The organism is uncultured Cyclobacterium sp. (assembly GCF_963976465.1).
Classification (GTDB): domain Bacteria; phylum Bacteroidota; class Bacteroidia; order Cytophagales; family Cyclobacteriaceae; genus Cyclobacterium.
Map to the genome: position 1 here is coordinate 1 of NZ_CAXBOC010000009.1, position 26,242 is coordinate 26,242.

The window sequence follows — 26,242 nt, forward strand, 5'->3', positions numbered from 1 at the left end:
AGCTTGCGTTGGAGGAGATTGATTGGTCATATTAAGCAGAAGACTAGGTTTTAATACTTTTAAAGGAAGGCCCTTGTTGCTTCCTGATTTGGGGGATAAAATTCACAAATCAATTGCTTCTTCTTCCCTATTCGCTCAAAATTAGCCTAATTATCTTAATGCTTTCACTAATTTCTTAAGGTACTTACTCAAAGTCAGCAACCTATTCGATTTTCTTTCCTTTTATTTCTTGCCCCCCTTGTAAAAGCGTCAGGCTCTCAACAGTATCATTTTTTAGTTGAAATGTACTTTTTGCTTTGACAACCGTTAGGAAAAAAGTAGTATCATTTTCAGGATAAATTTCAAATCTATCCTGACCTGTGGCTTGGCCAAATAACTGATTACCTTCTTTTGTAATTGTTATTGTGAATTTGGGTTGTAGTTCATACAAACCAAGGTATTGTTCCAGTGTTGATTCAGGGACTTCGACGGCATCATTTTTAGATGTGAAAGAAGCTAAATCCATTCCGGGATCGAGTAAATGAAAGCCGATATCATCGATATCGGCTGTAGAATTAGAAAGGAGAACCACCCCTTTACCTGTTTCCTTGACAAATCCCGAAAAAGCCCTATAGCCACCTGTTCCCCCGTTATGCCAGATAAGCTCACCCAGTTCTCCTTTCTTGATATGCCAACCCAATGCAACTGACATTTCACCGGCTTTATGGTGTCTCACCTTATGGGATAACTCCATTGCTTCTGTTAATGGACTTTTAACATGGCCTAGGTTGGCTGCAATAAATTTAGACATATCAGAAGTTGAGCTTCTAATTGCACCGGCACCGGCAAGTGTTGGGATGTCCCAATTTTCAACCTGCTTACCACCCGCATGACCTAAAGCCAAATTTTCTTTCATTTTTTTAGTGAACTCAATTTTGGTATCCGTCATCCCTAATGGGGCTGCAATCGTTTGGATCATTAAATCTTCATAATTACTGTTTTTATTCACTGCGAGCAAATGGCCCAATAAGCCCTGAGCAAGATTTGAATATTCATACGCAGCACCTACCGCTCTCAGGGGTTTATAATTTGAAATAAAATCATACATCTGCTCAACGGTATAGTCTGCATATGGATTGTTAGGATTGGCAGGGGTAAAGTTGTCGGGCATTCTGGGAAGGCCGGAGCTGTGGTCTGAAAGGTTGCCAAATGTTATTTCTTTAAGACCTTTTGTCGGAATTTTAATATTTTTGGGAAGAAAGTCGTTTACTTTATCATCTAGTTTGAGTTCACCATCTACAACCTGTTGAGCTAGTAGAATTCCAGTAAAGGCCTTTGATATGGAGCCTATTTCGTAGATGGTATTTTCATTTACTTTCTTACCTTTTGCAGCAGTTAGACCAAAATTAAAATATTGAATGCCTGTGGAATCAATAATCGCCAAGGCGATACTTGGGGTAACCCCCTCTTCGATTCGTTTTTCAATTGACTCTACTACTTCTGTCGGGAGCCCATTTTTATCGGATTTTTCTTGAAACGGAAAGGTGACAATAGGGCTCAAAAGCATAATCAGAAGGATTATGGACTGTTTCATTTGGGCTTGGTTTATAAGTTAATAATCTCTTTGCTTAACGATGTTTTACCTATTGGAGTTGACTAGAGCTTATGTTTGGAAAGGTAAATACAGAAAACCACTTACTATTCACTTTTTGGAGGTTTTTTCTCCTTAAATTGTTTGCTGTTTAATTTTTGCTTGGCCTTATTTCTCACTTTTTTAGTTTTACCTTTTTCTGCCAACATCAAAATTATTTCTCTTGTGAGTTCATTTAGGTCTAAAAGGTGGCTTTGAATGGCTGGGTTTCCATTTTTTAATATTTTATGAGCCAGGGTTGTAGAAATTCCATTTTCTAATAGCTCCAATCGGTAAGATTCTGAAAGTTCATCCACGAGGCCTCTTTTTTCCGTCATTCTAGGATCTTCGTATACTGGCAGGACCCGCATCAATTCCTCTAATTTTTCTACAAGTTTGACTCTGGACTTTGAAGTGAAGGTTAGAAATGGATTTTCCCAGTTAGGGACTATGTCAAATACGTTTGTTTTAGCGTTGAAATTTTCTAAAAAGTTTAAAACCTCCACTTGATATTCTCCCTCTAGGTCTTTTTCAGGTCGCCACTGAAGGTCAATAAGCTTTAGCCTGGATTTGTTATGAAGGATAAGCAAACTCGAGCCTTCAAAATAATGCTCATAACCCGGAGCTGGGTCAACTTCATAAAATTGGTTATAACTTACTTGCCAACCCGCTTCTATTCTTAATGGCTGAAGTTTCATTTGAGTATTTCTTGATTAAAAAAAAACATATGCTGTAAAGCTTCAAGTTCCTATTTTTTTCGCCCATTTAAAATTTCCACATGAAAAAATAGCAGGCAAGTTAGCTGTGTAGCAATAACCTAGGTTGCTTTGGGCTATGTCTCGGGCGTATGGCTTACTACATAATCTGTTTAAGTTATTTAACCTCCGATGTTTTCAAACTCATTGTGTATTTTAACAAGTGAGGCCATTTCTCTTTGTTTCCATAATCCATAGAGATTCCCCAATCAATGCCTTTTTCCTGCTTTGAGGCATCAGTAAAATTACCTTGTCTATAGGATCCCGGTGCTTTGGGATAATCGGCATCAAATGAAGCAACTCTGGCAAACCTCAACCCATCCGAAGCAAATTGAAGGGTTTTGCCTTCAGGACCATGTTCAGAAATTAAAGCCATGACGCCGTTATTATAAGGCCAAACCATTACCTCATGTCCGCTAGTGATGATCGGATTGTTTTTGTATTTAGCATAAGGTCCCTCAGGGTTTTTAGCGATAGCCACTCCCATTTTGGTATTTCTTGGTCCTTCTTTTCCATGTTTAAAACTTCTTCCTTTATAATACATCCAGTATTGCTTGTCTTTGTAAAGAATACAAGCATCATCAATCCTGTAGCTGTCAAAATCATCGGGGAGGTCACTTATTTCTAATACAGGTTTTGGAGAAACCCGTTCAAATGGGCCATCAGGAGAATCAGCCACGGTCAGTCCAATGGCGGTAAAAAAAGATAATATTTGCCGGAAGCTTTGAGAATATTTGGCGTAAATACACTGTATTCATCCCAACTATCTTTTTCCCCTCTGCCAATTGCTTCTCCTTTTTCTTCCCAAATTTCGCCATCTTTAGAAACCGCATACCAGATGGAGGCATCATACCCGCTATACTGCTTGTCTGTTTTTGTATACCATAAGTAATAAACCCCATCAACCAATATAACATCGGATGGGTCTCTTCGGCATATCCCATTTTCGGGCTCTAAACCTTCAAGAATAGAATAACTAAAAGACACCTCATCAATTTTAGTGCTATTTTTTGAAGCACAACCTATTGAAAGGAATAGAACTATCAGTGGTAAGATGCTGTTTTTCATAGGGTTTTATTTATTGCTGAGCAAGGCTTGGCGATGGCAAGTTGAGCCCTAAGCCTTCGAAGAGTGAGGTTAGATAATTGCTATTGTTAGCATGTTAAATTTTAGGCAATATTTATTTTAATAATGAAATTATTTCAGACTCACTGTAATCGTCTAAGGAGGCCCACTTGGTTATTATAGTACCATAACAGCCTGAGTCTACATTTATTATTAGTTGATTAATGCATTCTAATATGGACTTATAATTACTTGTCCTTCTTTTCTCCAAGAGTTGGCAATAATGCCAATCTGTTCCCTTATATAAATACAACTCAAAATATCCTTTTTCTTCTCCAAATTATGAAAATAATACTTTCCTCATTAGAGGTCACATATTGGTTAAAAACCCTCTTCTTTAATCTAATTGATTATTACAATTAAACTTTCCTGCCATTCAAATAAGGTTTTTTATTAAATTTAAAAGGTTTGAACAACAAAAGAGAAAATTATCACCTAATATACCTAGGGATCTTGCATGAGTTAAATGAAATGCTTGCACCCTAAACAAGTCGAAGAATAAGGATATGATTTTCAAGAGCTAGATTATTTCGAATTTGTTTTTAATTTTCGAATCTCATTCTTTTATTTAACTCATAAAACTCTTTAATTTTTTCAGCTGTTTCAACTATTAATTTTTCTATTATAATTTCTTTAATACCTAAAATTCTGAAAATATTAATTTTGACAACGGTCTCAACAAATACAGAAGCATAAAACAAATCCAGTTCTTCAAAAGTTTTATTTTTTGAACTTCTATGAACCAAGTAATTTCGAGTTTTGACAATCTTAGTAAGATATTCTTCTACATTCCAAGACTTTGGTAATAAATAGGAAAAATCCGATTCAAAATCCGACATTCTTTTTCTAAAATTTGGTTCGTTAATATGGGCTAAATTGTTCTCTATTAACTTCCTAATATCACTGTCTTTAATTGAATTTAATATTCCTGCTTTAATTGATTTAAATTTAGTTTTATCAAATAATTTATAATTTTTAAAACGCCTATGAAAAGTCTCGATAGCGAAACAGTTATTTAAAAAAAAGTTTTCTCGGCTTAGCGAATTATTAATGGACTTTTCTAATATTAGCTCTACGCTTGTATGGAGATCTTTTTTCTCAAACCAATTGTGAACAATATTGCTCAAATCATGTATAATGTCTTCAAATTTAACATTAGGGTTCAACGGGGAGGGAGAACCTAAGGGATTATTGTCTAACCAATACAATGTAACTGGAAATTCCTTATTCTGGTAGAAGTTCGTTCTATCGATTTTAGTGTTGATATTGCTTATAATAAAAAATAATTTCTTTATTTCTTTTATTAAGATTAAAAACTCCCAAATATTTATATCACCATTTGCGGAAATTATTTTTAACCCTATATTTTCTTTAATGGTTATTTGATTATTTTCTCGCTTAAAGGTATTTTTGTAAAAGGAGAAAATTTCCAATGAAAATTTATTTGATTCATAAATTTTGATGGGACTTATATCTTCAATAGTTAATTTTTTTTCCTTAATTAACTTATTGTTTATTGCTGAAATATTTGTCCATTCGAGTAGTCCAGTCATTTCAATATTTACTCTGTCAAAATAAAATGATTCAGGATTATTAATGTATTCTCCTTTAAATAAGTATTTTGCTCTATATTTTTTTATATTTGCCCCAGGACCACTCAATGTTTTAACGTTTTGACAGTTTACTAATGTAACTTTTCCCAATCCGTTGAATACTCCAATTATAATTTTTATGTTATCATTTCCTTGCTCGCTTGACGAAAATTCAATTTCTACTCTATTATCAGATATATTAATACAAGCGAAATCAATGGATTCTTTTTCGTTATAAGGTGAAACTATTTTGCCGATATAATTTTCCATTGATTTTTTGATTACTTTTTATCAATATTTATTCACAAACCCTGCTCTGAGCACCTTCAATTATTTCACTTTCGTTAAATTAAGGATTTAGGGTAATTAATCTAATCCTGATCCCATATTTTTATTCTTAACGGTTTAAATAAAGCTGAAACCCTATTACACAACAGGCCTTCTTTAATTCATCGATTTTCACCCTAAATCTGATGAAGAGTCAGACCAGACATTAAGGATCTTGAGCTTTAATCATCGTTCTGATTAAAAAATGAATGTGATTGGGCATTAGACAGTAACACAAGGTACTGCACACCGATGCCATGTACTGCGAATATTTTCTTAGAAAATACCGGTAGTTTTCATCACATCTGAAAAGGTTTTCGCTACCTACCGCATGGTTTATCACATGATAGTAGCTCCTCGGTTCAAATTTTACTAGCCCTTTCATAGTTGTTACATTTTAGACCATATAATATAATAGCCCTATAAGGTTTTTAAAACCTTGAAGGGCTGTTTATTTATTATCCCCTACCGATAAGGAGATGGACTTGTTGAAGTCCAGCCTCCATCGATGACCAGACTTTGTCCCGTGATATGCCTTGCGGCAGGGGAGACCAAAAAGCCCACGGCCTCGGCAATGTCTTTTGGATAAGCAGGCCTTCCCATGGGGGTTATTTCCGACCAGGTTTTTTCATAGCCTTCTTCCGAAGCCGTACGCTCGGTCATGGTGGCTCCGGGAGCCACGGCATTTACATTGATTTTATAGGGAGAAAGTTCTACCACCAAGGTTTTGGCAAGCATCTCCAATGCGGCTTTGCTCATGCCATAGGCTGCCAGATTTTTGTGGGCCTGATGGCCGGTAACTGAAGACATAAAAAGCAGGCTACCTCCTGTTTGCTGCTTAATCATTTGCAGGGATACCTGCTGCGCGAGGAAAAAGCTCCCTGCCAGGTTAAGTTGCATGACTTTATGAAAATCCGCCTCTTTGTAAGTTAGGAAATCCCCAAAAACAGTGATGCCTGCATTGGCTACGGCCACGTCTATGGCGCCAAAAGTTGCCACCGTTTGTCGCACCATTTTTTCAATGAAATGGGTATCTGACACATCTCCGGAAATGCCTTGGCAGGACTGGGGAAAACTGTCGTTGATCTTTTCACAAGCTTTGATGGTGGCAGCTTCATCTAAGTCATTTAGCATGACCTTATACCCTCTGGAAGCCAGTAAAAAAACGATTTCAAAGCCTATGCCCACACCGGCTCCTGTCACTAAGGCTACCGGAGCAGCTTCCGTGTTGGTTTTATTCATCGGGTTTTGTAAAGTTTAAAAATCACCGGAAAACAACTTTGCTTTCCGGTAATAATGGGAATGAATTAATGAGAGTCTTTGGTGACTTCACTTCCTGAATTGCCTTTTAGGAAATCCAGATCGGCTCCTAAATTGGCTTGTTCAACGGTTTTTACATACAGGCTTACATAACCTCTTTCTGTAGGGCTGGCCGGTTTTTTCCAAGCTGCTTTTCTTTTGGTCAGCTCTTCATCTGATACCAATAAATTTAGCTTTCGGGCTTCTACATCAAGCTCTATCTCATCTCCTGTTTGAACCACGGCAAAATTCCCTCCTTCTGCTGCTTCCGGAGTGGCGTGAAGGATTACTGTTCCAAAGCCGGTGCCACTCATTCTTCCATCAGAAATTCTGACCATGTCCTTGATGCCTTTGGCCAGTACTTTTGGTGGCAATCCCATATTGCCCACTTCCGGCATTCCCGGATAGCCTCTAGGACCGACATTCTTAAGCACCATTATGGAATTTTCGTCAATATCAAGATCAGGATCATCAATTTTATTTTTGTAATCATCGATGTCTTCAAATACTACTGCCTTACCTGTATGCTTCATCAATTCCGGACTGGCAGCCGAAGGCTTGATTATGGAGCCTGTTTCGCAAAGGTTTCCTTTGAGCACTACAATTCCTGACAAAGGATTGAAAGGTTCATCAATGGCTGCTATTACCTCTTTGTTATAATTTTCAAATTTTTCATTGTTCCTACCTATGCCTTGCCCAGTTACCGTCATGGCCTCATTGTGCAGGTGGTCTTTTAGCTGGCGAATAACCGGAGGCAAACCTCCCGCGTAGTAAAAATCCTCCATAAAATACTTTCCTGAAGGCTGTAAGTTGGCCAGAAGAGGGATTTCTGCCGAATATTTATCAAAATCTTCCAGATTAAGTTCTATGCCCATTCTGCCTGCAATGGCCAATAGGTGGATGACAAAGTTGGTAGAACCACCTATGGCAGCATTGACCATGATGGCATTTTCAAAGGCCTCTCTGGTCAGGATATCAGACATCTTCAGGTCATTTTCAACCATTTTGACGATTTCCATTCCGGACATATGGGCCATTACTTTTCTGCCGGTATCCGGAGCCGGAATAGCCGCGTTTCCGGGAAGTGACAAGCCGAGAGATTCCACCATACAAGCCATGGTTGAAGCAGTACCCATGACCCCACAATGCCCGTCACTTCGGCAAAGGCCTGATTCTGCGATATAAAGCTCTGCTTGATTGATTTCACCTGAACGTGCACTTTCGCTAAATCTCCAGATATCACTGGTACTAATTTCTTTGCCTCTATACCTTCCTGTGAGCATTGGCCCGCCGGAAACCACGATGGTGGGCAAGTTTACACTTGCCGCTCCCATAACCAATGAAGGAGTGGTTTTGTCACAACCGCAGAGTAAAACTACCCCGTCTAAAGGATTGGCACGGATGGATTCTTCTGTATCCATGCTTGCCAGGTTTCGGTAAAGCATGGCAGTAGGTTTCATCACTGTTTCACCCAATGACATTACCGGAAATTCTACCGGATAGCCACCTGCTTCCAAGATGCCTTTTTTTACAAATTCTGCCAATTCTCTAAAATGAGAATTACAGGGTGTTAACTCAGACCAAGTATTACAGATGCCAATGATTGGTTTACCTCCCAGTTCGTGGGTTGGGATGCCTTGTTTCTTAAACCATGACCTGTAAATTAGACCATCCTTGCCAGTTTTTCCGAACCAGCCTTGGCTTCTTCTTTCCTTTTTATTCATTTTTGGGTTATATTAATTTTTGCTAAAAAGTGAACAACCCGGCAAGGGTAGTACTTTTCGATCCATTTAAAGTATAAGGATAGTAAATGTTTGGCCAAAATAAAATTTTAAACATCTAAAAACCTTTATTGCAGTCGACAATAAATGAATCTTAAAGTAGGCGAATTCTTTTTCAAAATAATTAATAAAAATATTCGTCGGAAAAAGCAAGTGAATCAGTCTTATATTCATGGATAGGGCATGGGTATAAGGGGGTAAGCAAATAAAATTTGGTTTTACCGACATTTTATTGAGAAATCAACCTTTAGTTGGTTTTGCAAATGATGAATAATTAGCTTTAAACTCCTATTTTGGGAGGTCAATTAACAATAAACTCAAAACAATCATCAATGAGCTTTGAAATAAAATCATCCATGGACACCTATGATGTGATCATAGTAGGTTCCGGCGCCGGAGGCGGAATGGCAAGCAAAATTCTCTCAGAATCCGGTTTAAGTGTAGCTGTTGTAGAAGCGGGTAGTGATTTTGACCCTGCAATGGAAGAATACAGAACCCAATTGAGGTTTCCTTGGGAATCACCGAGAAGAGGTGCCAATACTGTGCGGGCTTTTGGTGATTTTGATGCTTCTTATGGTGGATGGGAAATAGAAGGAGAACCTTATACCAGAAAAGACGGTACTGAGTTTGACTGGTTTCGATCCAGAATGGTTGGTGGAAGAACCAATCACTGGGGAAGGATTTCCTTACGTTTTGGGCCGGATGATTTTAAAAGAAGAAGTATTGATGGTTTAGGAGATGATTGGCCGATAGGCTATGATGATGTTAAACCATTCTATGACAGGGTAGATAAAATGATCGGTGTCTTCGGTTCTAAAGAAGGCATGAGAAATGAACCTGATGGAAACTTTTTACCTCCACCAAAGCCAAGGTTGCACGAAGCAGCCTTTACCAAGGCCGGCAAGAAAATCAACCTTCCGGTTTTGCCTTCAAGGGTGTCAGTGTTAACTCGTCCTGTCAACAATGAAAGAGGCGCTTGTTTTTTCTGTGCACAATGTAACAGGGGTTGCCAGGTTTATGGTGATTTCTCTGCAGGAACCGTTTTGGTAAAACCGGCAATCAAAAAAGGAAATGTAGATTTATATACTTATGCCATGGTGCGTAAGGTTACCACCAATGACAAAGGAGAAGCGACGGGTGTTTCCTATGTGAGCAAGGTGGACATGAAAGAGTACAAGCTGAAAGCCAGGGTGGTGGTTTTAGGTGCCTCTGCCGGTGAAACGGCTAGAATCATGATGAATTCAGCTTCTACCAAACACCCTAATGGATTGTCCAACAGCAGTGGAACATTGGGCAGGTATTTGCATGACTCTACAGGGGCAAGCAGATCTGCATTGATGACAGATTTCTTAGCAAGGGACAAGTACAATGAGGATGGTGTGGGATCCCTTCATGTATATACTCCATGGTGGCTAGACAACAAAAAACTTGATTTCCCAAGAGGTTATCACCTTGAGTTTGGAGGAGGCATGCGCCAACCCAATTATGGATTTGGATTTGGTATGGAGTCCATGCGTAAATACATGCAAGATGAGTTCGGCAAACCAAGACCAAATGGAGGCTATGGTGCAGGACTAAAACAAGACATCAGAAATATTTATGGGGCTACTGTTGGGATCGCAGGCAGAGGAGAATCTGTTCCTCAGTACGACAATTATTGTGAAATTGATCCTACTGTTGTAGATAAATTTGGTATCCCTGTATTGCGGTTCAATTACAATTGGACGGATTATGAAGTCAAACAAGCCAAGCACATGCAGGAAACTTTTGAGGAAGTGTTTGATGCCATGGGTGCTACAGTGATGGGCAAGAAGCCCGGTGCAGATACAAAATATGGGCTAGAAGCTCCCGGAAGAATTATTCATGAAGTAGGCACTACCAGAATGGGCAATGACCCCAATACTTCTGTTTTGAACAAGTATTCTCAGGCACATGAGTGCGACAATTTGTTTGTGGTAGATGCCGGGCCATTTGTTTCTCAGGCAGATAAAAATCCAACCTGGACGATTTTGGCACTCTCTATGAGAACATCTGAGTACATCGTAGATCAGCTTAAGAAGAAAAATATCGGCTAATAAAGCTGTAGTAGGAAATAGAGAAATCAGCACCGGAGTTTTCACAAACTTTGGTGCTGATTTTTTTTGTTAAAAATATATCGCAATTTCGGGCCGTGGATTGGCAATATATAATAGAAGGTATTGGAAATGGCTTAGCAGCCATGAGCTGGCTGGAAGGCATAGCAGTTGTATTTGGGCTAAGCTCAGTATATTATTCGATGAAGGAAAATATATTGGTCTTCCCCACAGGCATCATCAGTACATTGATCTATGTCTGGATTTGTTTGCAAGTAAAACTGTATGCAGACATGGGCATCAATGCCTATTATTTTTCCATGTCCATTTATGGTTGGTATGTTTGGTCCAATCCAAAACCCGGGAAAGCAGTTGTGCCCATCACCTGGCTAAGTAAAACAGGAGTGTTTCAATCTTTGGCCTTATGGGCAATTTCCTACCTGAGCTTGTATTTAGTTTTGACCAATTTTACAGACAGCGATGTGCCTTATTGGGATTCATTTACCACTTCCACCGCTTTTGTAGGAATGTGGCTGATGGCCAAAAAGAAGGTGGAAAACTGGATAGCATGGATCATTACGGATTTGGTTTCGGTACCTCTTTATTTTTACAAGGGTTTGGTGCTTACTTCTTTTCAGTTTTTTGTTTTCACAGTTTTGGCAGTGCTTGGTTTGATAGCCTGGGTAAAGGCTGCCAAAAAATATGCTGAAGCCTGATGCATAAAATTGTAATCATAGGACCGGAGTCAACCGGGAAAAGCACTTTAAGCCGGCAATTGGCAAGCCATTATAATGAACCTTGGGTAAGGGAATACGCCAGAGAATATATTGATGGTTTGGACCGATCCTATACCTATGCCGATTTGTTGGCCATAGCGAAGGGGCAGGTAAAACTGGAAGATGATCTGGCAAAAAAGGCTGAAAGTAAATTGTTTTGTGATACAGACCTTAGGGTGGTTAAGGTGTGGAGTGAGCATAAGTTCAGGCAAACCCATGATTGGATAAAAAAGCAAATCGAAAGCAGAGAATATACCCTTTATCTGCTCACTGCAATAGACATTCCTTGGAAAGATGACCCCCAGCGCGAACATGCTGATCCGGCCATGCGCGCGCATTTTATGCAGATTTATGAAAATGAGGTACGCACCTCAGGTTTGCCTTGGAAAACCATTCGAGGAGAAGAGGAAGTACGCTTGAAAGCAGCCATTGATTTTATTGAAAAGTCTTTGGATCAATAGAAATTTTCATAAATTCATGCTTATTTTATTCTCCCAATTTAACCAATCATCTATTGCAGGTACCGAAACTATCTTTTTTTTGATAGATTAACGGATTCTTGCTGATAGTTACGGAATTTTTAAATAATTTCAGGATTGTTTTTACCAAATAAACTCAAACATACTTACCCATGGATAACCATAAGCAACAAATGCAAAAGTACTGGAAGCGCAATATTAGAACCTTATTGATTCTTCTTGCGGTTTGGTTTATTGTCTCTTTTGGCTTTGGAATTTTGCTTGTTGAACCGCTTAATGCTATCAAGATTGGTGGCTATAAATTGGGCTTTTGGTTTGCGCAGCAGGGCTCCATATTTTCTTTCGTTATATTAATTTTCGTTTACGTATATCGGATGAATAAGCTAGATGAGGAATTTGATGTCAATGAAAAGTAACCCTTATAAATAATCACCTACCTATGGATATTTTAACTTGGACCTACATTCTGGTAGGTCTGTCTTTTGCCCTGTATATCGGCATTGCCATCTATACCCGAGCAGGATCAACCAAAGAATTTTATACAGCAGGGGGAGGGGTTTCCCCTTTGGCAAACGGTATGGCCACTGCGGCCGATTGGATGTCAGCCGCTTCCTTTATTTCCATGGCCGGAATTATTGCTTTTTCCGGATATGATGGATCTGTATACCTTATGGGCTGGACCGGAGGCTATGTGCTTTTGGCATTATTGCTAGCTCCTTATCTTCGGAAGTTTGGAAAATTTACCGTCCCTGATTTTGTAGGAGACAGGTATTACAGCAACAAGGCCCGTGTGGTAGCCGTATTTTGTGCCCTCTTTATCTCTTTTACTTATGTAGCCGGACAGATGCGTGGCGTAGGCATAGTTTTCTCAAGGTATCTGGAAGTGGATATTGAAACTGGAGTATTGATAGGAATGACCATTGTGTTTTTCTATGCCGTGATGGGAGGAATGAAAGGAATTACCTATACTCAGGTAGCCCAATATTGTGTGCTGATTTTTGCCTTTATGGTACCTGCCATATTTATTTCTATCCAGTTGACCGGTAATCCTATTCCTCAATTGGGACTGGGAGGCACCGTTCAAGATGGAACTTATCTATTGGATAAGTTGGATGGGGTGTTGTTGGATATGGGTTTTGAGGAATATACATCCGGAAGGAAATCAATGACAGATATTTTTGCCATTACGCTGGCGCTGATGGTTGGTACTGCCGGCTTACCACATGTGATTGTTCGGTTTTTTACCGTGCCGAGGGTAAAAGATGCAAGATTATCTGCAGGATATGCTTTGGTATTTATTGCCATTTTGTATACTACAGCCCCAGCCATTGCTGCTTTCGGAATTTACAATGCCATCGATACTGTAGCAGATAAGCCTGTGAATGAATTGCCTGTATGGGTCGAAAATTGGAAAAAAACCAATTTAATAACCGTTGATGATGTAAACAATGACGGCATCGTACAGTATACGCCAAACCCTGAGACCAATGAACTCAATATAGACAAGGACATTATGGTATTGGCAGCTCCGGAGATTGCAGTATTGCCCAACTGGGTGGTAGGGCTAGTTGCTGCCGGAGGAATGGCCGCTGCCTTATCTACCGCAGCAGGTCTGCTATTGGTTATTTCCACCTCAGTTTCCAGAGATTTGTTTAGGACATTTGTTCCGGACATGACCGAAAAAACCGAGTTAATCATCGCAAGGGTTTCTGCAGCTTTAGCAGTAATTATTGCCGGTTACTTTGGTATCAACCCACCGGGATTTGTGGCTGAGGTAGTGGCCTTTGCCTTTGGGTTGGCTGCGGCATCCTTTTTTCCTGTCATAATTATGGGTATATTTTCTACCCGAATGAATAAAGAAGGCGCAATAGCAGGCATGGTGACCGGATTGGTTTTTACCCTTGCCTATATTATCTATTTTAAATTTATTCAACCAGAATCCAATTCCATGGACAATTGGTGGTTCGGCATTTCGCCCGAAGGAATTGGCACCATGGGAATGGTAATAAATTTTGTTGTTTGTTATGTTGTTTCCAAACTTACCCCACCACCACCGGAGGATGTGCAGGAAATGATTCAAGAAATTAGGATCCCTAGAGGAGCCGGAGAAGCCCATAACCATTAACCTAAATCAATGCAGGGGATTTGTTGGAGTCAAGTGCTTTGCATTATTTAATTCACCTAAAGTTTAATAAAACCTAAAATATCGAGATATGAGCGATAGAATTCATAGCCTGAGTGGTTATTTCCATGAATACCAAAAAAGTGTAGCAGATCCGGAAAATTTCTGGGCCAGAATTGCCGATTCTTTTCATTGGAAAAAACGATGGGATAAGGTCCTGGATTGGAATTTTGATGGTCCGGATGTAAAGTGGTTTGTAAATGGGAAACTTAACATTACCGAAAACATCCTGGAAAGGCATCTTTTTATCATGGGCGATAAGCCTGCGATTATATGGGAACCTAACGAACCCGGAGATCCAAACAGAATCCTTACCTACAAGGAATTGTATGAGGAAGTTTGTCGTTTTTCTAATGTTCTCGTAGAAAAAGGTGTAGGTAAAGGAGATAAGGTTATTATCTATATGCCCATGGTACCGGAGGCAGCAATCGCCATGCTTGCCTGTGCTCGTATTGGAGCAGTGCACTCCGTCGTTTTTGCAGGATTCTCCAGTTCTGCCTTGGCAGATAGGATTGAAGACTGTAAAGCCAAAGTGGTGCTTACCTCAGATGGAAACTATAGAGGGAAGAAAAAAATTGCCGTAAAATCAGTTGTAGATGAGGCTTTGGAGAGCACCGATCTGGTAGAAACCATGATTGTGTTCCAAAGAACAGGACAGGAAGTAAACATGAAAGCCGGCAGAGACTTTTGGTGGCATGAAGCCATTGAAGGTCAAAGTACCAGCCATGTAGCAGAAGAAATGGACAGTGAGGATGAATTGTTTATCCTTTATACTTCCGGTTCTACAGGAAAGCCTAAAGGTGTGGTACACACTTGTGGTGGATACATGATTTATTCCAAGTTTACCTTTGAAAATGTATTTCAATATACCCCCGGAGATGTGTACTGGTGTACGGCCGATGTGGGCTGGATTACCGGGCATTCATACATTGTGTATGGACCACTTTTGACCGGAGCCACCACCATCATGTTCGAAGGAGTGCCAACCTATCCTAACCCAGGTAGGTTCTGGGAAATTGTGGACAAGTATAAGGTCAATCAATTTTATACCGCACCTACTGCCATTAGGGCCTTGCAGGTGCACGGTACTGAGCCGATAGCCCCTTATAAACTTGATTCCCTTAAAGTTTTGGGATCAGTAGGAGAACCTATTAATGAAGAAGCTTGGCATTGGTACCATACCCATATAGGAAAAACAAAATGCCCAATCGTTGACACTTGGTGGCAAACTGAAACCGGGGGGATTATGGTTTCTCCGTTGGCAGGCATTACACCAACCAAACCTGCTTTTGCTACCCTTCCACTTCCGGGCGTGCAGCTGGCGATTATGGATCCGGATGGGAAAGAGCTTAAAGGAAATTCTGTAGAAGGAAACCTTTGCATTAAATTCCCTTGGCCGGGAATGATCCGAACCACTTATGGTGACCATGAAAGGTGTAAACAAACTTACTTCTCCGCTTATAAAGGCATGTATTTTACAGGTGATGGAGTAAAAAGAGACCATGATGGCTATTATCGTATCCTCGGTCGTGTGGATGATGTGATCAATGTGTCAGGGCACAGGATGGGTACTGCTGAAGTAGAAAATGCCATCAATGAGCATCCTTTGGTAGTGGAATCTGCTGTGGTAGGTTATCCGCACAAAGTTAAAGGCCAAGGCATTTATGCTTATGTGATCTGTGACATGTCCAATAGGACAGAAGCAAACCTGACCAATGAGATCAAAGCTTCGGTTACCAATATCATTGGGCCAATTGCCAAACCTGATAAAATTCAGATTGTTCCGGGGCTTCCTAAAACTCGTTCAGGTAAAATCATGCGTAGGATCCTGAGAAAAGTTGCAGAAGGTAGCATGGATAATTTGGGAGATACTTCCACCTTGCTGGATCCGGATGTAGTAGATAAGATTATTGCAGGAAGGAAGGAGTAAATCCTTAATTTTCTGTTATTATATAAGCAATGTATGGCAGGACTTTTCTGCTATACATTGCTATTCCTTTGACCCAATTCCCATATGAGCAATGTCATCGTTAATAGGGTTGTTGATTTCCTGAAAAAATTCCCCCCTTTCAGCTTTTTGTCTCCTGAACTGCTAACTCAGGTCGCAAAGCAGGTAGACCTTATTTATTTTGAAAAAGATGAATTTTTGTTTCAAAAAGGAGAGCCGGCAAAAAAATACTTTTTCGTGGTCAGAGAAGGTGCCATCAAGCTAACAGACATTATTGATGGTAAGGAGCAAACCATGGAATTTTGTGATGAAGGGGATGTCTTTGGGGTGCTGGCCCTGTTGGGCAAACGGCCTTATATCCTAGATGCCAAAGCCAATGAAAATAGCCTAATTATTGCTGTCCCTGTGGCAGTATTCGATAAGATTCTCAAAGAAAACAGCCAGGTAAGTCTTTACTTTGCTTCGGGATTTGCCTCCGGCCAGGTGGTGATCCGTTCAGACCTTTCAGAAACACAGAAAGTGCGTTCCCTTTTAGGTAAAAGTGCGCAGCAGAATGGACTATTGCTATTTCCAGGACAGGCTTCTATAAATTATTCACAGCCTGTTATCCAATGTTATATAGGTGATACCGTGTCCCGTGCTGTAGCCAAAATGAGTGAGGCCAAGGTAGGCTCGATTATTATCGTGGATGAGGATAATTTCCCACAAGGCATCATTACGGACAAAGATCTCAGAAATCGACTGATTGCTGAAGGCTTGCCTTATGATACCCGGGTTGAGAAAATCATGAGTCACCCTGTGGTGACAGCAAAAAAGGACCTCGAATTTTCACAGATATACCTCAACATGGTGAAAAACAGGCTGCACCACCTGGTTTTTACCGAAGATGGGACCGATCAATCCGGTATAGTCGGAATTATCTCAGACCATGATGTGCTTCTTTCACAGGGCAATAGCCCGGCAGTGCTTATCAAGGCTTTGCAGGACAGTGAGGATGTGCATGAGATTGCCAAATTACGGAATCAGGCAGAAGGAATGCTGATCTATTTCTTGGAAAATGAACTGGCCATTGATTTTATTGCCGGGATCATTACGGAAATCAATGATACCATCATTCAGCGGGCCATTCACATTGCTAAAAGCAGGCATTCGCCTCAATTTCCAGAAGTTTGTGATACTCCCTTTTGTTTTCTTGGTCTCGGCTCAGAGGGTCGAGGGGAACAATTGCTTCGTACAGACTTAGACAATGCCATTGTTTATGAGGATGTTTCGGCTTCCCTGGAAGAAAAGGCCAGGGGGTTTATGCACTTGTTGGCAAGGGATGTGATGGATATACTTTTTGCCTGTGGTTTTCATTCTTGCCCTGCAGAGATGATGGCAAACAATCCCAAATGGTGCCAACCCATGTCTCAATGGAAAGATTATTTCAGGCAATGGATCAGGAAATCTGACCAGCCTTCTTTGTTAATGGCTTCTATATTCTTTGATTTTAGGGCAGTGGCCGGAAAAATGGCCCTTGCGGAAGAGCTGACAATGCATGTGTATGAAGAGATTAGCAAAGGGAAAATTTTCCTAAATTTCTTTGCCAAAAATGCCTTGTTAAACCCTCCCCCATTGGGCTTCTTTCGGAACTTTATTATTGAAAAATCCGGAGAGCATGCAGAGAAGTTTGACATAAAGTTAAGGGCCATGATGCCGCTGGCTGATGCTGCAAGGGTATTGATCCTAAACCATCAGGTAGTGGGAATCAACAATACTTTCAAACGGTATGAAAAACTTGCCGAACTTGAACCCAATCAAGCGGCATTGTTTAAGGATGCAGGGAAAGCCTATGAAATATTTATGCGCATCAGGGCCCTGGAAGGATTGTCTTCTTCCTCTTCCGGGAGGTTTATCCAACCCGACTCTTTAGGTAAACTTCAACGCCAATTGCTTAAAAATGCATTTTTTCCCATTGATGAAATACAGAAAATTTTACGGGTAAGGTTTCAACTGGATTATTTTGGCAAATGATATGGAATGGAAATCAATTTTTGGCCTTCGTCCCCTACCAAAGCCTGCCTATATCAAGGCTTATGAACAGACCTTACTCAAAAAAATCCCTAAAGGTAAACCAATCAGAGAACTGGAGTTTCTGGTTTTTGACACAGAAACAACGGGACTGGAAGTAAAAAAAGATTATGTGCTTTCCTATGGAGCAGTGATTGTGAGCAACAATAGCATTCGGATTTCCGAGTCCAAGGAATTTTATTTGCGGCCAAAAAAACGCAGCAAAGAAGCTGTAAAAGTACATGGCTTGGTTCAGGAAAGGCCCTATATCAGCCGAGAGGAATTGATAAGGAGCTTTCTGGCTGATGCAGCCAATAGAATTATTGTAGGACATCATTTGGGATTTGACCTTGCCATGCTGGAGAAGGTTGGCTACCAACTTGGCTTGAAGAAAATCCGCCAGCCCGGTCTAGATACCTATGACTTGGCAGTAAGGATGGAGGTAGGGAAATTTTATAACCCACATACCATAGCCTCTCAGGATTACTCCTTGGACAAGCTTTGTGAGCGGTATGGGATTTCGCTGGATGACAGGCATACGGCGGCAGGAGATGCCTTGCTTACCTCTCAGCTTTTAATAAAACTTCTGAAAATGGCTGATAAAAAGGGAATAAAAACCTTTGGTGAGTTGATGGCATGACCCTAAACTTAGGGATTCCAACGGGCATCAATGGCAGCAGCGGCTTTTACATAAATATTTAAACCTGTTTCAGATGGGTAGATGCCTTCAATGACTATTTCAGGAGATTGGAGGGAAAGCGCAAATAAGCTTAAGTCCAATTGACTTTCTTGACGTAAAAACGTTTTTGCTTTTGCCAGTTGTTCTTCCACCGGAAACACCGCTTTTTTTCGAATAGCTTTCAGAATTTTTCTTCGCTTTAGCCAATTGGTGGTATTTGCCAGAAAGTTTTTGGTAGAAAGCTTAAAGTCTATAGCTTCAAGTACTACGTTTTGGGATTGAGGATCAAAAACCGGTTTTCCGGCCAAATAAAAAGTGCCATCTAAATCTTTTTTTCCGCTTCTTTTTCCGGTGAATTCCATGGTGATCAGGGTTCTTTCACCGAAGTGGCGAAGGCTAAATTTCTTCGGCAATAATTTGGTTTGTTTGTCTACAGTTAGGAGCTTTCCTTTGAGTTGTTTTTCAAGGTAAGCCGCCATTTCTTCAAAACTTATATAGATAGGTAAGGTTAGGTTAAAATCATTTCCTTGCACATTTTCTTGGCTCACCGGAGGAAGGGCTGCCAATTGTGTGGGCAGCGGTTTTTCTTTTTGCCTTAAAACCTCTCCTTCCAACCCAATGTTGAGCAAGAGCTTTTGATCATTTGTAAATTGGTTTTCCACGGCAATTTTGTCAGGCCTTGTATACAAATAGCTGGCAGAGAGTCCACTGTCCAAATACCTGGGTTGTCCAAAGGTGGCCCAGAAATTATTGGCTATTTGTTTGATGTCCAGAGACTTTAAAGATCCGGAGGCCAGTTGATCCTCCATTACCCCTATCATTTTCTTCTTTACCAGAGGTTCGAAATCGATGTTAAAACCCAGAAAATCATATTGTAAAGCTTTGCCCCAAGATAAAATATCCAATTCCTCTATGCCAAAGCTGTAGTCGCTATTGATTTGAGGAATAAAACTGACTTGTGGAGAGAGGTTTTCCTGAAAGGGAATGGCAGAAGAGATCTTTTGTCCGAATATTTTCTTTTCCAGCCTTACCTTGCCGTCCAAAAAAACAGGTAGCCCTACCAATACTTTGCCCTCATCTGTGGCTGACAAGCTGAAGCGCCCATTTTTCTTTAGATCCACATCCGCATACAGCCCATTCCCCAGTTCCAATCCCTCCTCTTTAAATAATTTTTCAGTGAGGCTTTCATTTATTTTTCCCTGAACGTAGGACAGGGGAATTTCTAGGCCCAGGTTTATGGATAGGGCTGCTTTTGGTAAAGCAGGTGGAGGAGCTTGGGCCTCAGGACCATTTAATTTTAAACTACTACAACTAGAAAAGGCAGCAATAAGAAGAGCAATTATTAGCAATGAATATCTTGGCATATTGACTTTAACGTCTAAATGGAAAGATTGGGGGTGAAGAAATGGGATTTTAATGCAGAGGTAAGAGAAAAATAGGACAATTCAAAAAAATTGAGCCTCCTTTGAACTTTAAGCACTTTTATTTTGGTTATTGGTTTTCAATATTAGTCGAAATAAATTATGAGTTGGATAAAATTAGAGGATGCTTCTCAATTGAATGCGATCAAAGAGCAGAGCAATGAAAAACCGGTGGTGATATTTAAACATTCCACGAGTTGTTCCATTAGCGGTATGGCTTGGAATAGATTGCAAAGAAACTGGAAAGACGGAGATAGTGAAAAGTTTACCCCTTATTACCTTGACCTCTTATCTTACAGGGCTTTGTCCAATGCCATAGCAGAGGAATTTGATGTAACCCATGCTTCTCCTCAAGTAATTGTGGTGAAGGGTGGAAAAGCGGTCTATAATAATAGCCATATGGGAATCAATTATAATGAATTGGTTTCATTGGAGGTATAGAAATATTAACTTTTTGTAGCCCTCCAAGGATTAAAACCCTTGGAGGGTTAGTGCTATTTGGTTGGCTATTAATCCCTTAAATTTACCGTTTGTTGGGTAAAAATTCCTTTCAAACTTTTTCAGTCTTTCCATTAAACCTTTGGTAATGGAATAAGTCTAACCCTCATATTTAAAAAGATATGTATATGAGGATTTTTACTTTTCTTACCTTCTTTGCCCTATTGATGGCTTCTACGCCACTATTAGCCCAAAGAGACCGACAAGGCCCTCCTTTGATTCGAGGGATTGTTGTAGACCAAAATAGCCAGGACCCAATGATAGGGGCCAATGTATTGCTAAAAACCCAGGGGGACTCTTTGATTAGCAATACCACTACAGGGGCAGATGGTAGTTTTACTATCGCTCATCCTCGCCTTCCTGTTTTTAAACTGGAGGTTTCTTATGTAGGTTTCGAAAAAGTAACCAAGGAGTTTCGCCGCGGGATGACCTTGGATCTCGGTAAAATAAGCATTGGTGAAGATAGCCAACTGCTTGGAGAGGTGACCATCGAAGGAGAGAATGTGGTGGGTGAAATGAGGGGTGATACTGCCGTCTTTAATGCCAGTGCTTTTAAAACCAGAGAAAATGGGATGGCAGAGGACCTGATAGGTAAACTTCCCGGGGTAACCATAGAGAATGGAAAAGTACAAGCCCAAGGGGAGGATGTACAAAAAATATTGGTAGATGGGCGAGAATTTTTCGGAAGTGACCCTTCCATTGCCTTAAAGAATTTGCCGGCAGATGCCATCTCCAGCGTGGAGGTGCTGGACCAGAAATCTGATCAGTCTAGGCTTACCGGTCTAGATGATGGCAACTATGCCAAAACCATCAATATCATCACCAAAGGAAACATGCGAAATAGTTATTTTGGTAGGGTATATGGTGGCTATGGAACCGATGACAGGTATTCTGTAGGCGGTAATATTAATTTTTTCAACGGAGCGAGAAGGATTTCTATTATAGGCATGTCCAATAACGTCAACCAACAAAATTTCTCTTCAGACGATATGCTGGGAGTAAGCACAGGAGGCGGAGGCCGAAGAAGAGGGGGACAAGGTGGAGGGAACTTTGGGGTATCCCAAAACAATGGAATCGTAAACACCAATTCTTTAGGGTTGAACTATAGTGATAAATGGGGGGAAAAGATCAATTTTACAGGTAGTTATTTTTACAATGCTACGGAGAACTCTATTTTGGAAAACACCAACAGACAAACGGTGGTTTCGGAAGATGTAAGTCAGATTTATCAGGAAAATCAGATCAGTAATATTACCAATAACAACCACCGTGCAAATGCCAGGATGGAATACGATATCAATGATAAGAATGCGCTGATCATCCGACCAAGTATCAATTTTCAGGACAATAGTAGATTTACAAATCTTGGAGGTTTGAACCTGGACCAAAATTTGGATAGCTTGAGTGATACTAGAAATGAAACAGGGATAAATACCAATGGATTCACCCTATCCAACAATCTTACTTATAGGTATAAATTTGATAAGAAAGGAAGGACTTTTTCTACGGATGTTAGCACGGCTTGGAATGAAAGAGACCAACTAACAGACTTGATTTCTGCCAATAAGGATTATGTAAGAAATTCCTTCGATACACTTGTTCAGCAGTCAAGTGCATTGTCTGATGGATTTAATTACACGGCCAATTTTACCTATACAGAACCCATAAGTGAAAAATCAGTGGCCACAGCTTCTTATCAAATAGGAAACAACAAAAGTGCTGCAGACCAAAAAACCTTTCAGCTGGCCAATGAGCAAGGCATCATGGTGTTGGATACGGCATTAAGTAATGAATTTGACAATAAGTTTCTTACTCAAAAAACAGGATTGGGTTACCGTTATAACAATAATTGTTTGAACCTTAATATGGAGGTAGACTATCAGTATGCAAAATTAAACAATGTAAGTGTGTTTCCTACCGAAGGGGTTTTCAACCGGGATTTTAAAAACATTCTTCCCACGGTGACCATGAATTATAGAAACGAAAGTGGAACCCGCTTTCGCTTCAGGTACAGAACCAGAACGAATGAACCGAGTGTAAATCAGCTGCAAAATGTGATTGACAACACCAATCCTCTGAATTTGTCTGTAGGTAATCCATCCTTAGGTCAAAGTTATAACAATAGTATTTTTGCTAATATTTCTAAGTTTGACATGGAGACCAATAGAACCTTCTTTATGTTTTTATTGGGTTCATTTACCAGTGACTATATTGGAACAAGCACCTTTGTTGCTCCTCAAGATACCCTGATCAACAATGAGGTTATGTTAAGTAGAGGTGGGCAGATTACTACTCCGGTGAACCTAAGCGGGCAAATGAGCACCCGACTTTTCATCAACTATGGAACCAGCATTCCGAAATTGAAAACCAAGGTGAACTTCAACCCGGGTGTCAGTTATAGCAGAACGCCGGGTATCATCAATGGACAAACCAATATCAATGAAAACATAGACATCAGTCAAGGGATTACTTTTGCAAGTAATATTTCCAAGGATGTAGATTTTAACCTTTCTACAAGGGGAAGTTATTCCATTGTAAACAGTAGTCTTCAGAGCACGCTAGAAAACAACTATTATACCCAGACCAGTAATCTGAAGTTTTATTATTCTCCCAATGATGGAAAGACCTTTATCGGCAATAATGTAAGTCATGTGCTCTACAGTGGCCTTGCAGAAGGTTTTGACCAATCGATTTGGTTGTGGAACATAGAAGCAGGCTACCGTTTCCTTAAAAACAATAAGGGAGAGCTTAAGGTATATGTTTTTGATTTGCTGAAACAAAACAACAGTGTGTCAAGAACCATCTCTGATGTATCTGTTTCCGATGTGTATTCCAATGTAATGACCCGTTATGCCATGGTTTCTTTTACCTATATCATTGGTAAATTCAAGAAATCAGATCTTCCTGCGGATGACCGTGGAGGAAGGCCAGGAGGAGGATATCGAAGACCAGGTGGGGCCAGAAGCTGGTAAGGAAAGCCATTGCGCGCTCCATTTAGGGGGTGATTAATATAAAATACTAAAAGCCGAACAGTTCGATACTGTTTGGCTTTTTTTGTTATCCAATGTATTACGGGGTTTCAACTCGGAATAGAAGGTTTATTGCCTATTTCGGGATTAAGAAAGTTGGAAACTTTCAGTATTTTAGGTCCAAGTTACACTACGTTAAACTTGAACCAGTGGGTTTTTTCATAGGTTAACCGGAGGCTGAGCCTGTCGAAGCCGTAGGAACCGAAAATGTTGATAACCAAACTTCCCGGAGGATGAGCCTCTCGAAGCCAGCGGAGTTGAGTATCCGATTTCAAATCGAATTGATTTCTGATTATCAATAGCCCCCAGCTTCAGCCGGGGGATTAGAATGTAATATTATATTTCGGGGCTTTAGCCCAATCTTCACTTTTCAAGAATAAAAAGATTAATTAGGCGCTAAACCTAGGTTGATGGCTTATTTTTCCAGCACCCATCTCTCCTCCAAATTTTGGCTAAAGCCGGGTGAATTGTTATGGCTTTTATAAATGGGCTAAAGCCCATTCCTATTGAGCAGATTTCGTTAATCAATTTGAATGAATTCGAAAACTTTCTGCATTGTAGGTCCAAATTACACTATGTTAAACTTGAACCAGTGGGGAAATCTCCTCTCGGAGGCTGAGCCTGTCGAAGCCGTAGGAACCGAAAATGTTGATAACCAAACTTCCCGGAGGATGAGCCTCTCGAAGCCAGCGGAGTTGAGTATCCGATTTCAAATCGAATTGATTTCTGATTATCAATAGCCCCCAGCTTCAGCCGGGGGATTAGAATGTAATATTATATTTCGGGGCTTTAGCCCAATCTTCACTTTTCAAGAATAAAAAGATTAATTAGGCGCTAAACCTAGGTTGATGGCTTATTTTTCCAGCACCCATCTCTCCTCCAAATTTTGGCTAAAGCCGGGTGAATTGTTATGGCTTTTATAAATGGGCTAAAGCCCATTCCTATTGAGCAGATTTCGTTAATCAATTTGAATGAATTCGAAAACTTTCTGCATTGTAGGTCCAAATTACACTATGTTAAACTTGAACCAGTGGGAAAATTTCCTCTCGGAGGCTGAGCCTGTCGAAGCTAACCTACTCGTTGCAGTTATTTACTTCAACATTCCAGTTTGGAAGTGGGTAATTGAACCTTTAATCCGGAAATTTCCGCCTTTTTGGCAGGGATTTTAAGTTTTAACCAAAGTAATTGACCAAAAACCGACAAGAGAGATGGTTAAAAGTAAAGCATTTTGGTAAAATGAGGGGTTATACAGGGTTTTAGCCGGAATTTTTTTATTAAGAACTGATGATAGATTTCCTGAGGCTTTGCATGGAAAACAAAAATGGCTTAAAATCAGTAATTTGAAGATTTCAATTGATAATTACCTAATGGCAGTAAATCTTACCTTAAATATCCATGCCTTTCTATTGTTATCCGTTTACAAACGTTTACAAACGTTTGTAAACGTTTAACATACGGCTATTTACCTGAGTTTTTCATTGATTGAAAACAAAAAGGTATGCAGCAATTGACATTATTTAAACCCCAGCCTAAATCAGGAAGGTTTAAGGTTTTTATCCCCTTTTTTATGAAGAAGGAAAGGGAAACTTTTAAATCGATGGATGGAAGTTTTTACCACTATGAGCAACGCTTATGGAGTTTGCCAAATACGGTGAGAAATATCGATTGGGTGCAAAAGCAATTTGGCGACAAATTGGTAATTAAGGAGATAGGACAAAAACCAATCAAATCCCCTTTCTTTGTCCTCAATAAAAAAAGCCAGGAAAAGTTAGATCAGTTGCATCAAAAATTAGTACTAAAGGGCTATAGTGAATCTACTGTAGAGAATTATAAAAGTGCCTTTTCCAAATTCCTCAAATTTTTTGAATCCAGGAAATTGCCGGAGCTATCCAAGGAAGATATTGAAGGGTTTGTTTACCTACAAGTAAGTAAATACAAACTTTCCGAATCTTCCCAAAACTGCCTTATTAATGCCATAAAGGCCTATTATGAGCATGTATTAGGCAAGCCGAGAGAATATTATGAAATCCAACGTCCAAAGCGCAGCAAAACTTTACCGAATGTATTGAGCAAAGAGGAAGTAGCACTATTAATAAAAAGTACCTCCAACATAAAACACCGCGCCATATTATTAACCATTTACAGTGCCGGACTACGGATCAGCGAAGCCTTAAAATTACGCATTTGTGATGTTCATTCAGATGAAGGCTATCTATTTGTGAAAGGGGCCAAAAACAAAAAAGACCGAAAAACGGTACTTTCCTCCGTATTGCTACATGAACTCCGGAGCTATTATAAAGTATACAGCCCTTCTTACTGGTTATTTGAGGGGCAGGAAGGGGGACAATATTCTGCCGCCAGCATACAAGCCATATTCAGAAAAGCTGTAAAAGCAAGTAATATTAATCCATGGGCCACTGTTCATACCCTTCGCCATAGTTTTGCTACTCATTTATTACAGTCCGGCACTAATTTAAGAATGATTCAGGTGTTATTGGGGCATAGCAGTTCCACTACTACCGAAATTTACAGTCATATTTTAGCCATTTCCAACAAAAATGTGGTTTCTCCCTTAGATTCCTTGTCCGAAATCCTTAATTTGACAGGTGAAAACAATGAAA

19 protein-coding genes are annotated in these 26,242 nt (G+C 40.0%); 11 read left to right on the forward strand and 8 right to left on the reverse strand.

Going from position 1 to position 26,242, the window contains the following annotated elements:
- Nucleotides 1–202 precede the first annotated feature (202 nt).
- The 7 genes from AAC037_RS01250 to AAC037_RS01280 form a co-directional block, all read right to left on the reverse strand.
- Nucleotides 203–1,573: a serine hydrolase gene (locus tag AAC037_RS01250; protein WP_339901027.1), complete on the reverse strand. Its 1,371-nt coding sequence runs from the start codon at nt 1,571–1,573 to the stop codon at nt 203–205.
- 104 nt (nt 1,574–1,677) lie between these two features.
- Nucleotides 1,678–2,307: a hypothetical protein gene (locus AAC037_RS01255; RefSeq protein WP_339901029.1), complete on the reverse strand. Its 630-nt coding sequence runs from the start codon at nt 2,305–2,307 to the stop codon at nt 1,678–1,680.
- Between the two features lie 175 nt (nt 2,308–2,482).
- Entirely contained in the window at nt 2,483–3,043 is a 561-nt protein-coding gene (locus AAC037_RS01260; protein WP_339901031.1) for a hypothetical protein, read from the reverse strand.
- A gap of 2 nt (nt 3,044–3,045) precedes the next feature.
- Nucleotides 3,046–3,432: a hypothetical protein gene (locus AAC037_RS01265; protein WP_339901033.1), complete on the reverse strand. Its 387-nt coding sequence runs from the start codon at nt 3,430–3,432 to the stop codon at nt 3,046–3,048.
- A 599-nt stretch (nt 3,433–4,031) separates the two neighbouring features.
- Nucleotides 4,032–5,351 carry a HEPN domain-containing protein gene (locus AAC037_RS01270; protein ID WP_339901035.1) on the reverse strand — a complete coding sequence of 440 codons (1,320 nt, stop codon included), beginning with the start codon at nt 5,349–5,351 and terminating at the stop codon, nt 4,032–4,034.
- A gap of 522 nt (nt 5,352–5,873) precedes the next feature.
- Nucleotides 5,874–6,650, reverse strand: a complete 777-nt coding sequence (locus tag AAC037_RS01275) for an SDR family oxidoreductase (RefSeq protein ID WP_339901037.1) — start codon at nt 6,648–6,650, stop codon at nt 5,874–5,876.
- 65 nt (nt 6,651–6,715) lie between these two features.
- A complete protein-coding gene (locus AAC037_RS01280; RefSeq protein ID WP_339901039.1) occupies nt 6,716–8,431 on the reverse strand; it encodes an IlvD/Edd family dehydratase in 1,716 nt (571 codons plus the stop codon).
- 389 nt (nt 8,432–8,820) lie between these two features.
- Here AAC037_RS01280 and AAC037_RS01285 point away from each other — a divergent pair, with 389 nt between their 5' ends.
- The 8 genes from AAC037_RS01285 to AAC037_RS01320 all read left to right on the forward strand — a co-directional run bounded on the left by AAC037_RS01285 (nt 8,821) and on the right by AAC037_RS01320 (nt 18,634).
- A complete protein-coding gene (locus AAC037_RS01285; RefSeq protein WP_339901040.1) occupies nt 8,821–10,563 on the forward strand; it encodes a GMC family oxidoreductase in 1,743 nt (580 codons plus the stop codon).
- Nucleotides 10,564–10,658: 95 nt separating this feature from the next.
- Nucleotides 10,659–11,276, forward strand: a complete 618-nt coding sequence (gene pnuC, locus AAC037_RS01290) for a nicotinamide riboside transporter PnuC (RefSeq protein WP_339901042.1) — start codon at nt 10,659–10,661, stop codon at nt 11,274–11,276.
- Nucleotides 11,276–11,797, forward strand: coding sequence for an ATP-binding protein (locus tag AAC037_RS01295; RefSeq protein ID WP_339901043.1), 522 nt, complete (start codon nt 11,276–11,278; stop codon nt 11,795–11,797). The genes pnuC and AAC037_RS01295 overlap by 1 nt, the downstream gene beginning before the upstream one ends.
- Before the next feature lie 170 nt (nt 11,798–11,967).
- The gene (locus AAC037_RS01300; RefSeq protein ID WP_014019634.1) at nt 11,968–12,231 is read left to right on the forward strand and encodes a DUF4212 domain-containing protein; all 264 of its coding nucleotides are present in this window, start codon (nt 11,968–11,970) and stop codon (nt 12,229–12,231) included.
- A gap of 23 nt (nt 12,232–12,254) precedes the next feature.
- Nucleotides 12,255–13,940, forward strand: coding sequence for a sodium:solute symporter family protein (locus AAC037_RS01305; RefSeq protein ID WP_339901045.1), 1,686 nt, complete (start codon nt 12,255–12,257; stop codon nt 13,938–13,940).
- 88 nt (nt 13,941–14,028) lie between these two features.
- A complete protein-coding gene (gene acs / locus AAC037_RS01310; protein WP_339901047.1) occupies nt 14,029–15,927 on the forward strand; it encodes an acetate--CoA ligase in 1,899 nt (632 codons plus the stop codon).
- Between the two features lie 84 nt (nt 15,928–16,011).
- Complete coding sequence (locus AAC037_RS01315; RefSeq protein ID WP_339901048.1) at nt 16,012–17,958, forward strand: DUF294 nucleotidyltransferase-like domain-containing protein; 1,947 nt, start codon at nt 16,012–16,014, stop codon at nt 17,956–17,958.
- Nucleotides 17,948–18,634, forward strand: coding sequence for a 3'-5' exonuclease (locus tag AAC037_RS01320; protein WP_339901049.1), 687 nt, complete (start codon nt 17,948–17,950; stop codon nt 18,632–18,634). Before AAC037_RS01315 ends, AAC037_RS01320 begins: the two co-directional genes overlap by 11 nt.
- 8 nt (nt 18,635–18,642) lie before the next feature.
- Here the strand turns inward: AAC037_RS01320 and AAC037_RS01325 are convergent, their stop codons facing one another.
- On the reverse strand, nt 18,643–20,037 hold the full coding sequence (locus tag AAC037_RS01325; RefSeq protein ID WP_339901051.1) for a DUF4403 family protein: 1,395 nt from the start codon (nt 20,035–20,037) through the stop codon (nt 18,643–18,645).
- Nucleotides 20,038–20,196: 159 nt separating this feature from the next.
- Here AAC037_RS01325 and ytxJ point away from each other — a divergent pair, with 159 nt between their 5' ends.
- The 3 genes from ytxJ to AAC037_RS01340 form a co-directional block, all read left to right on the forward strand.
- The gene (gene ytxJ / locus AAC037_RS01330; RefSeq protein ID WP_339901052.1) at nt 20,197–20,535 is read left to right on the forward strand and encodes a bacillithiol system redox-active protein YtxJ; all 339 of its coding nucleotides are present in this window, start codon (nt 20,197–20,199) and stop codon (nt 20,533–20,535) included.
- Between the two features lie 185 nt (nt 20,536–20,720).
- Nucleotides 20,721–23,564, forward strand: a complete 2,844-nt coding sequence (locus AAC037_RS01335) for an outer membrane beta-barrel protein (RefSeq protein ID WP_339901054.1) — start codon at nt 20,721–20,723, stop codon at nt 23,562–23,564.
- A 1,624-nt stretch (nt 23,565–25,188) separates the two neighbouring features.
- Nucleotides 25,189–26,242, forward strand: a 1,054-nt coding sequence (locus tag AAC037_RS01340) for a site-specific integrase (RefSeq protein ID WP_339901055.1), incomplete at its 3' end; no start/stop codon positions are given.

Coding starts and splice junctions, on each gene's coding strand:
- AAC037_RS01250 (WP_339901027.1), bottom strand. CDS start 1,573: ATGAAACAGTCCATAATCCTTCTGATTATGCTTTTGAGCCCTATTGTC.
- AAC037_RS01255 (WP_339901029.1), bottom strand. CDS start 2,307: ATGAAACTTCAGCCATTAAGAATAGAAGCGGGTTGGCAAGTAAGTTAT.
- AAC037_RS01265 (WP_339901033.1), bottom strand. CDS start 3,432: ATGAAAAACAGCATCTTACCACTGATAGTTCTATTCCTTTCAATAGGT.
- AAC037_RS01270 (WP_339901035.1), bottom strand. CDS start 5,351: ATGGAAAATTATATCGGCAAAATAGTTTCACCTTATAACGAAAAAGAA.
- AAC037_RS01275 (WP_339901037.1), bottom strand. CDS start 6,650: ATGAATAAAACCAACACGGAAGCTGCTCCGGTAGCCTTAGTGACAGGA.
- AAC037_RS01280 (WP_339901039.1), bottom strand. CDS start 8,431: ATGAATAAAAAGGAAAGAAGAAGCCAAGGCTGGTTCGGAAAAACTGGC.
- AAC037_RS01285 (WP_339901040.1), top strand. CDS start 8,821: ATGAGCTTTGAAATAAAATCATCCATGGACACCTATGATGTGATCATA.
- AAC037_RS01295 (WP_339901043.1), top strand. CDS start 11,276: ATGCATAAAATTGTAATCATAGGACCGGAGTCAACCGGGAAAAGCACT.
- AAC037_RS01300 (WP_014019634.1), top strand. CDS start 11,968: ATGGATAACCATAAGCAACAAATGCAAAAGTACTGGAAGCGCAATATT.
- AAC037_RS01305 (WP_339901045.1), top strand. CDS start 12,255: ATGGATATTTTAACTTGGACCTACATTCTGGTAGGTCTGTCTTTTGCC.
- acs (WP_339901047.1), top strand. CDS start 14,029: ATGAGCGATAGAATTCATAGCCTGAGTGGTTATTTCCATGAATACCAA.
- AAC037_RS01315 (WP_339901048.1), top strand. CDS start 16,012: ATGAGCAATGTCATCGTTAATAGGGTTGTTGATTTCCTGAAAAAATTC.
- AAC037_RS01325 (WP_339901051.1), bottom strand. CDS start 20,037: ATGCCAAGATATTCATTGCTAATAATTGCTCTTCTTATTGCTGCCTTT.
- ytxJ (WP_339901052.1), top strand. CDS start 20,197: ATGAGTTGGATAAAATTAGAGGATGCTTCTCAATTGAATGCGATCAAA.
- AAC037_RS01335 (WP_339901054.1), top strand. CDS start 20,721: ATGAGGATTTTTACTTTTCTTACCTTCTTTGCCCTATTGATGGCTTCT.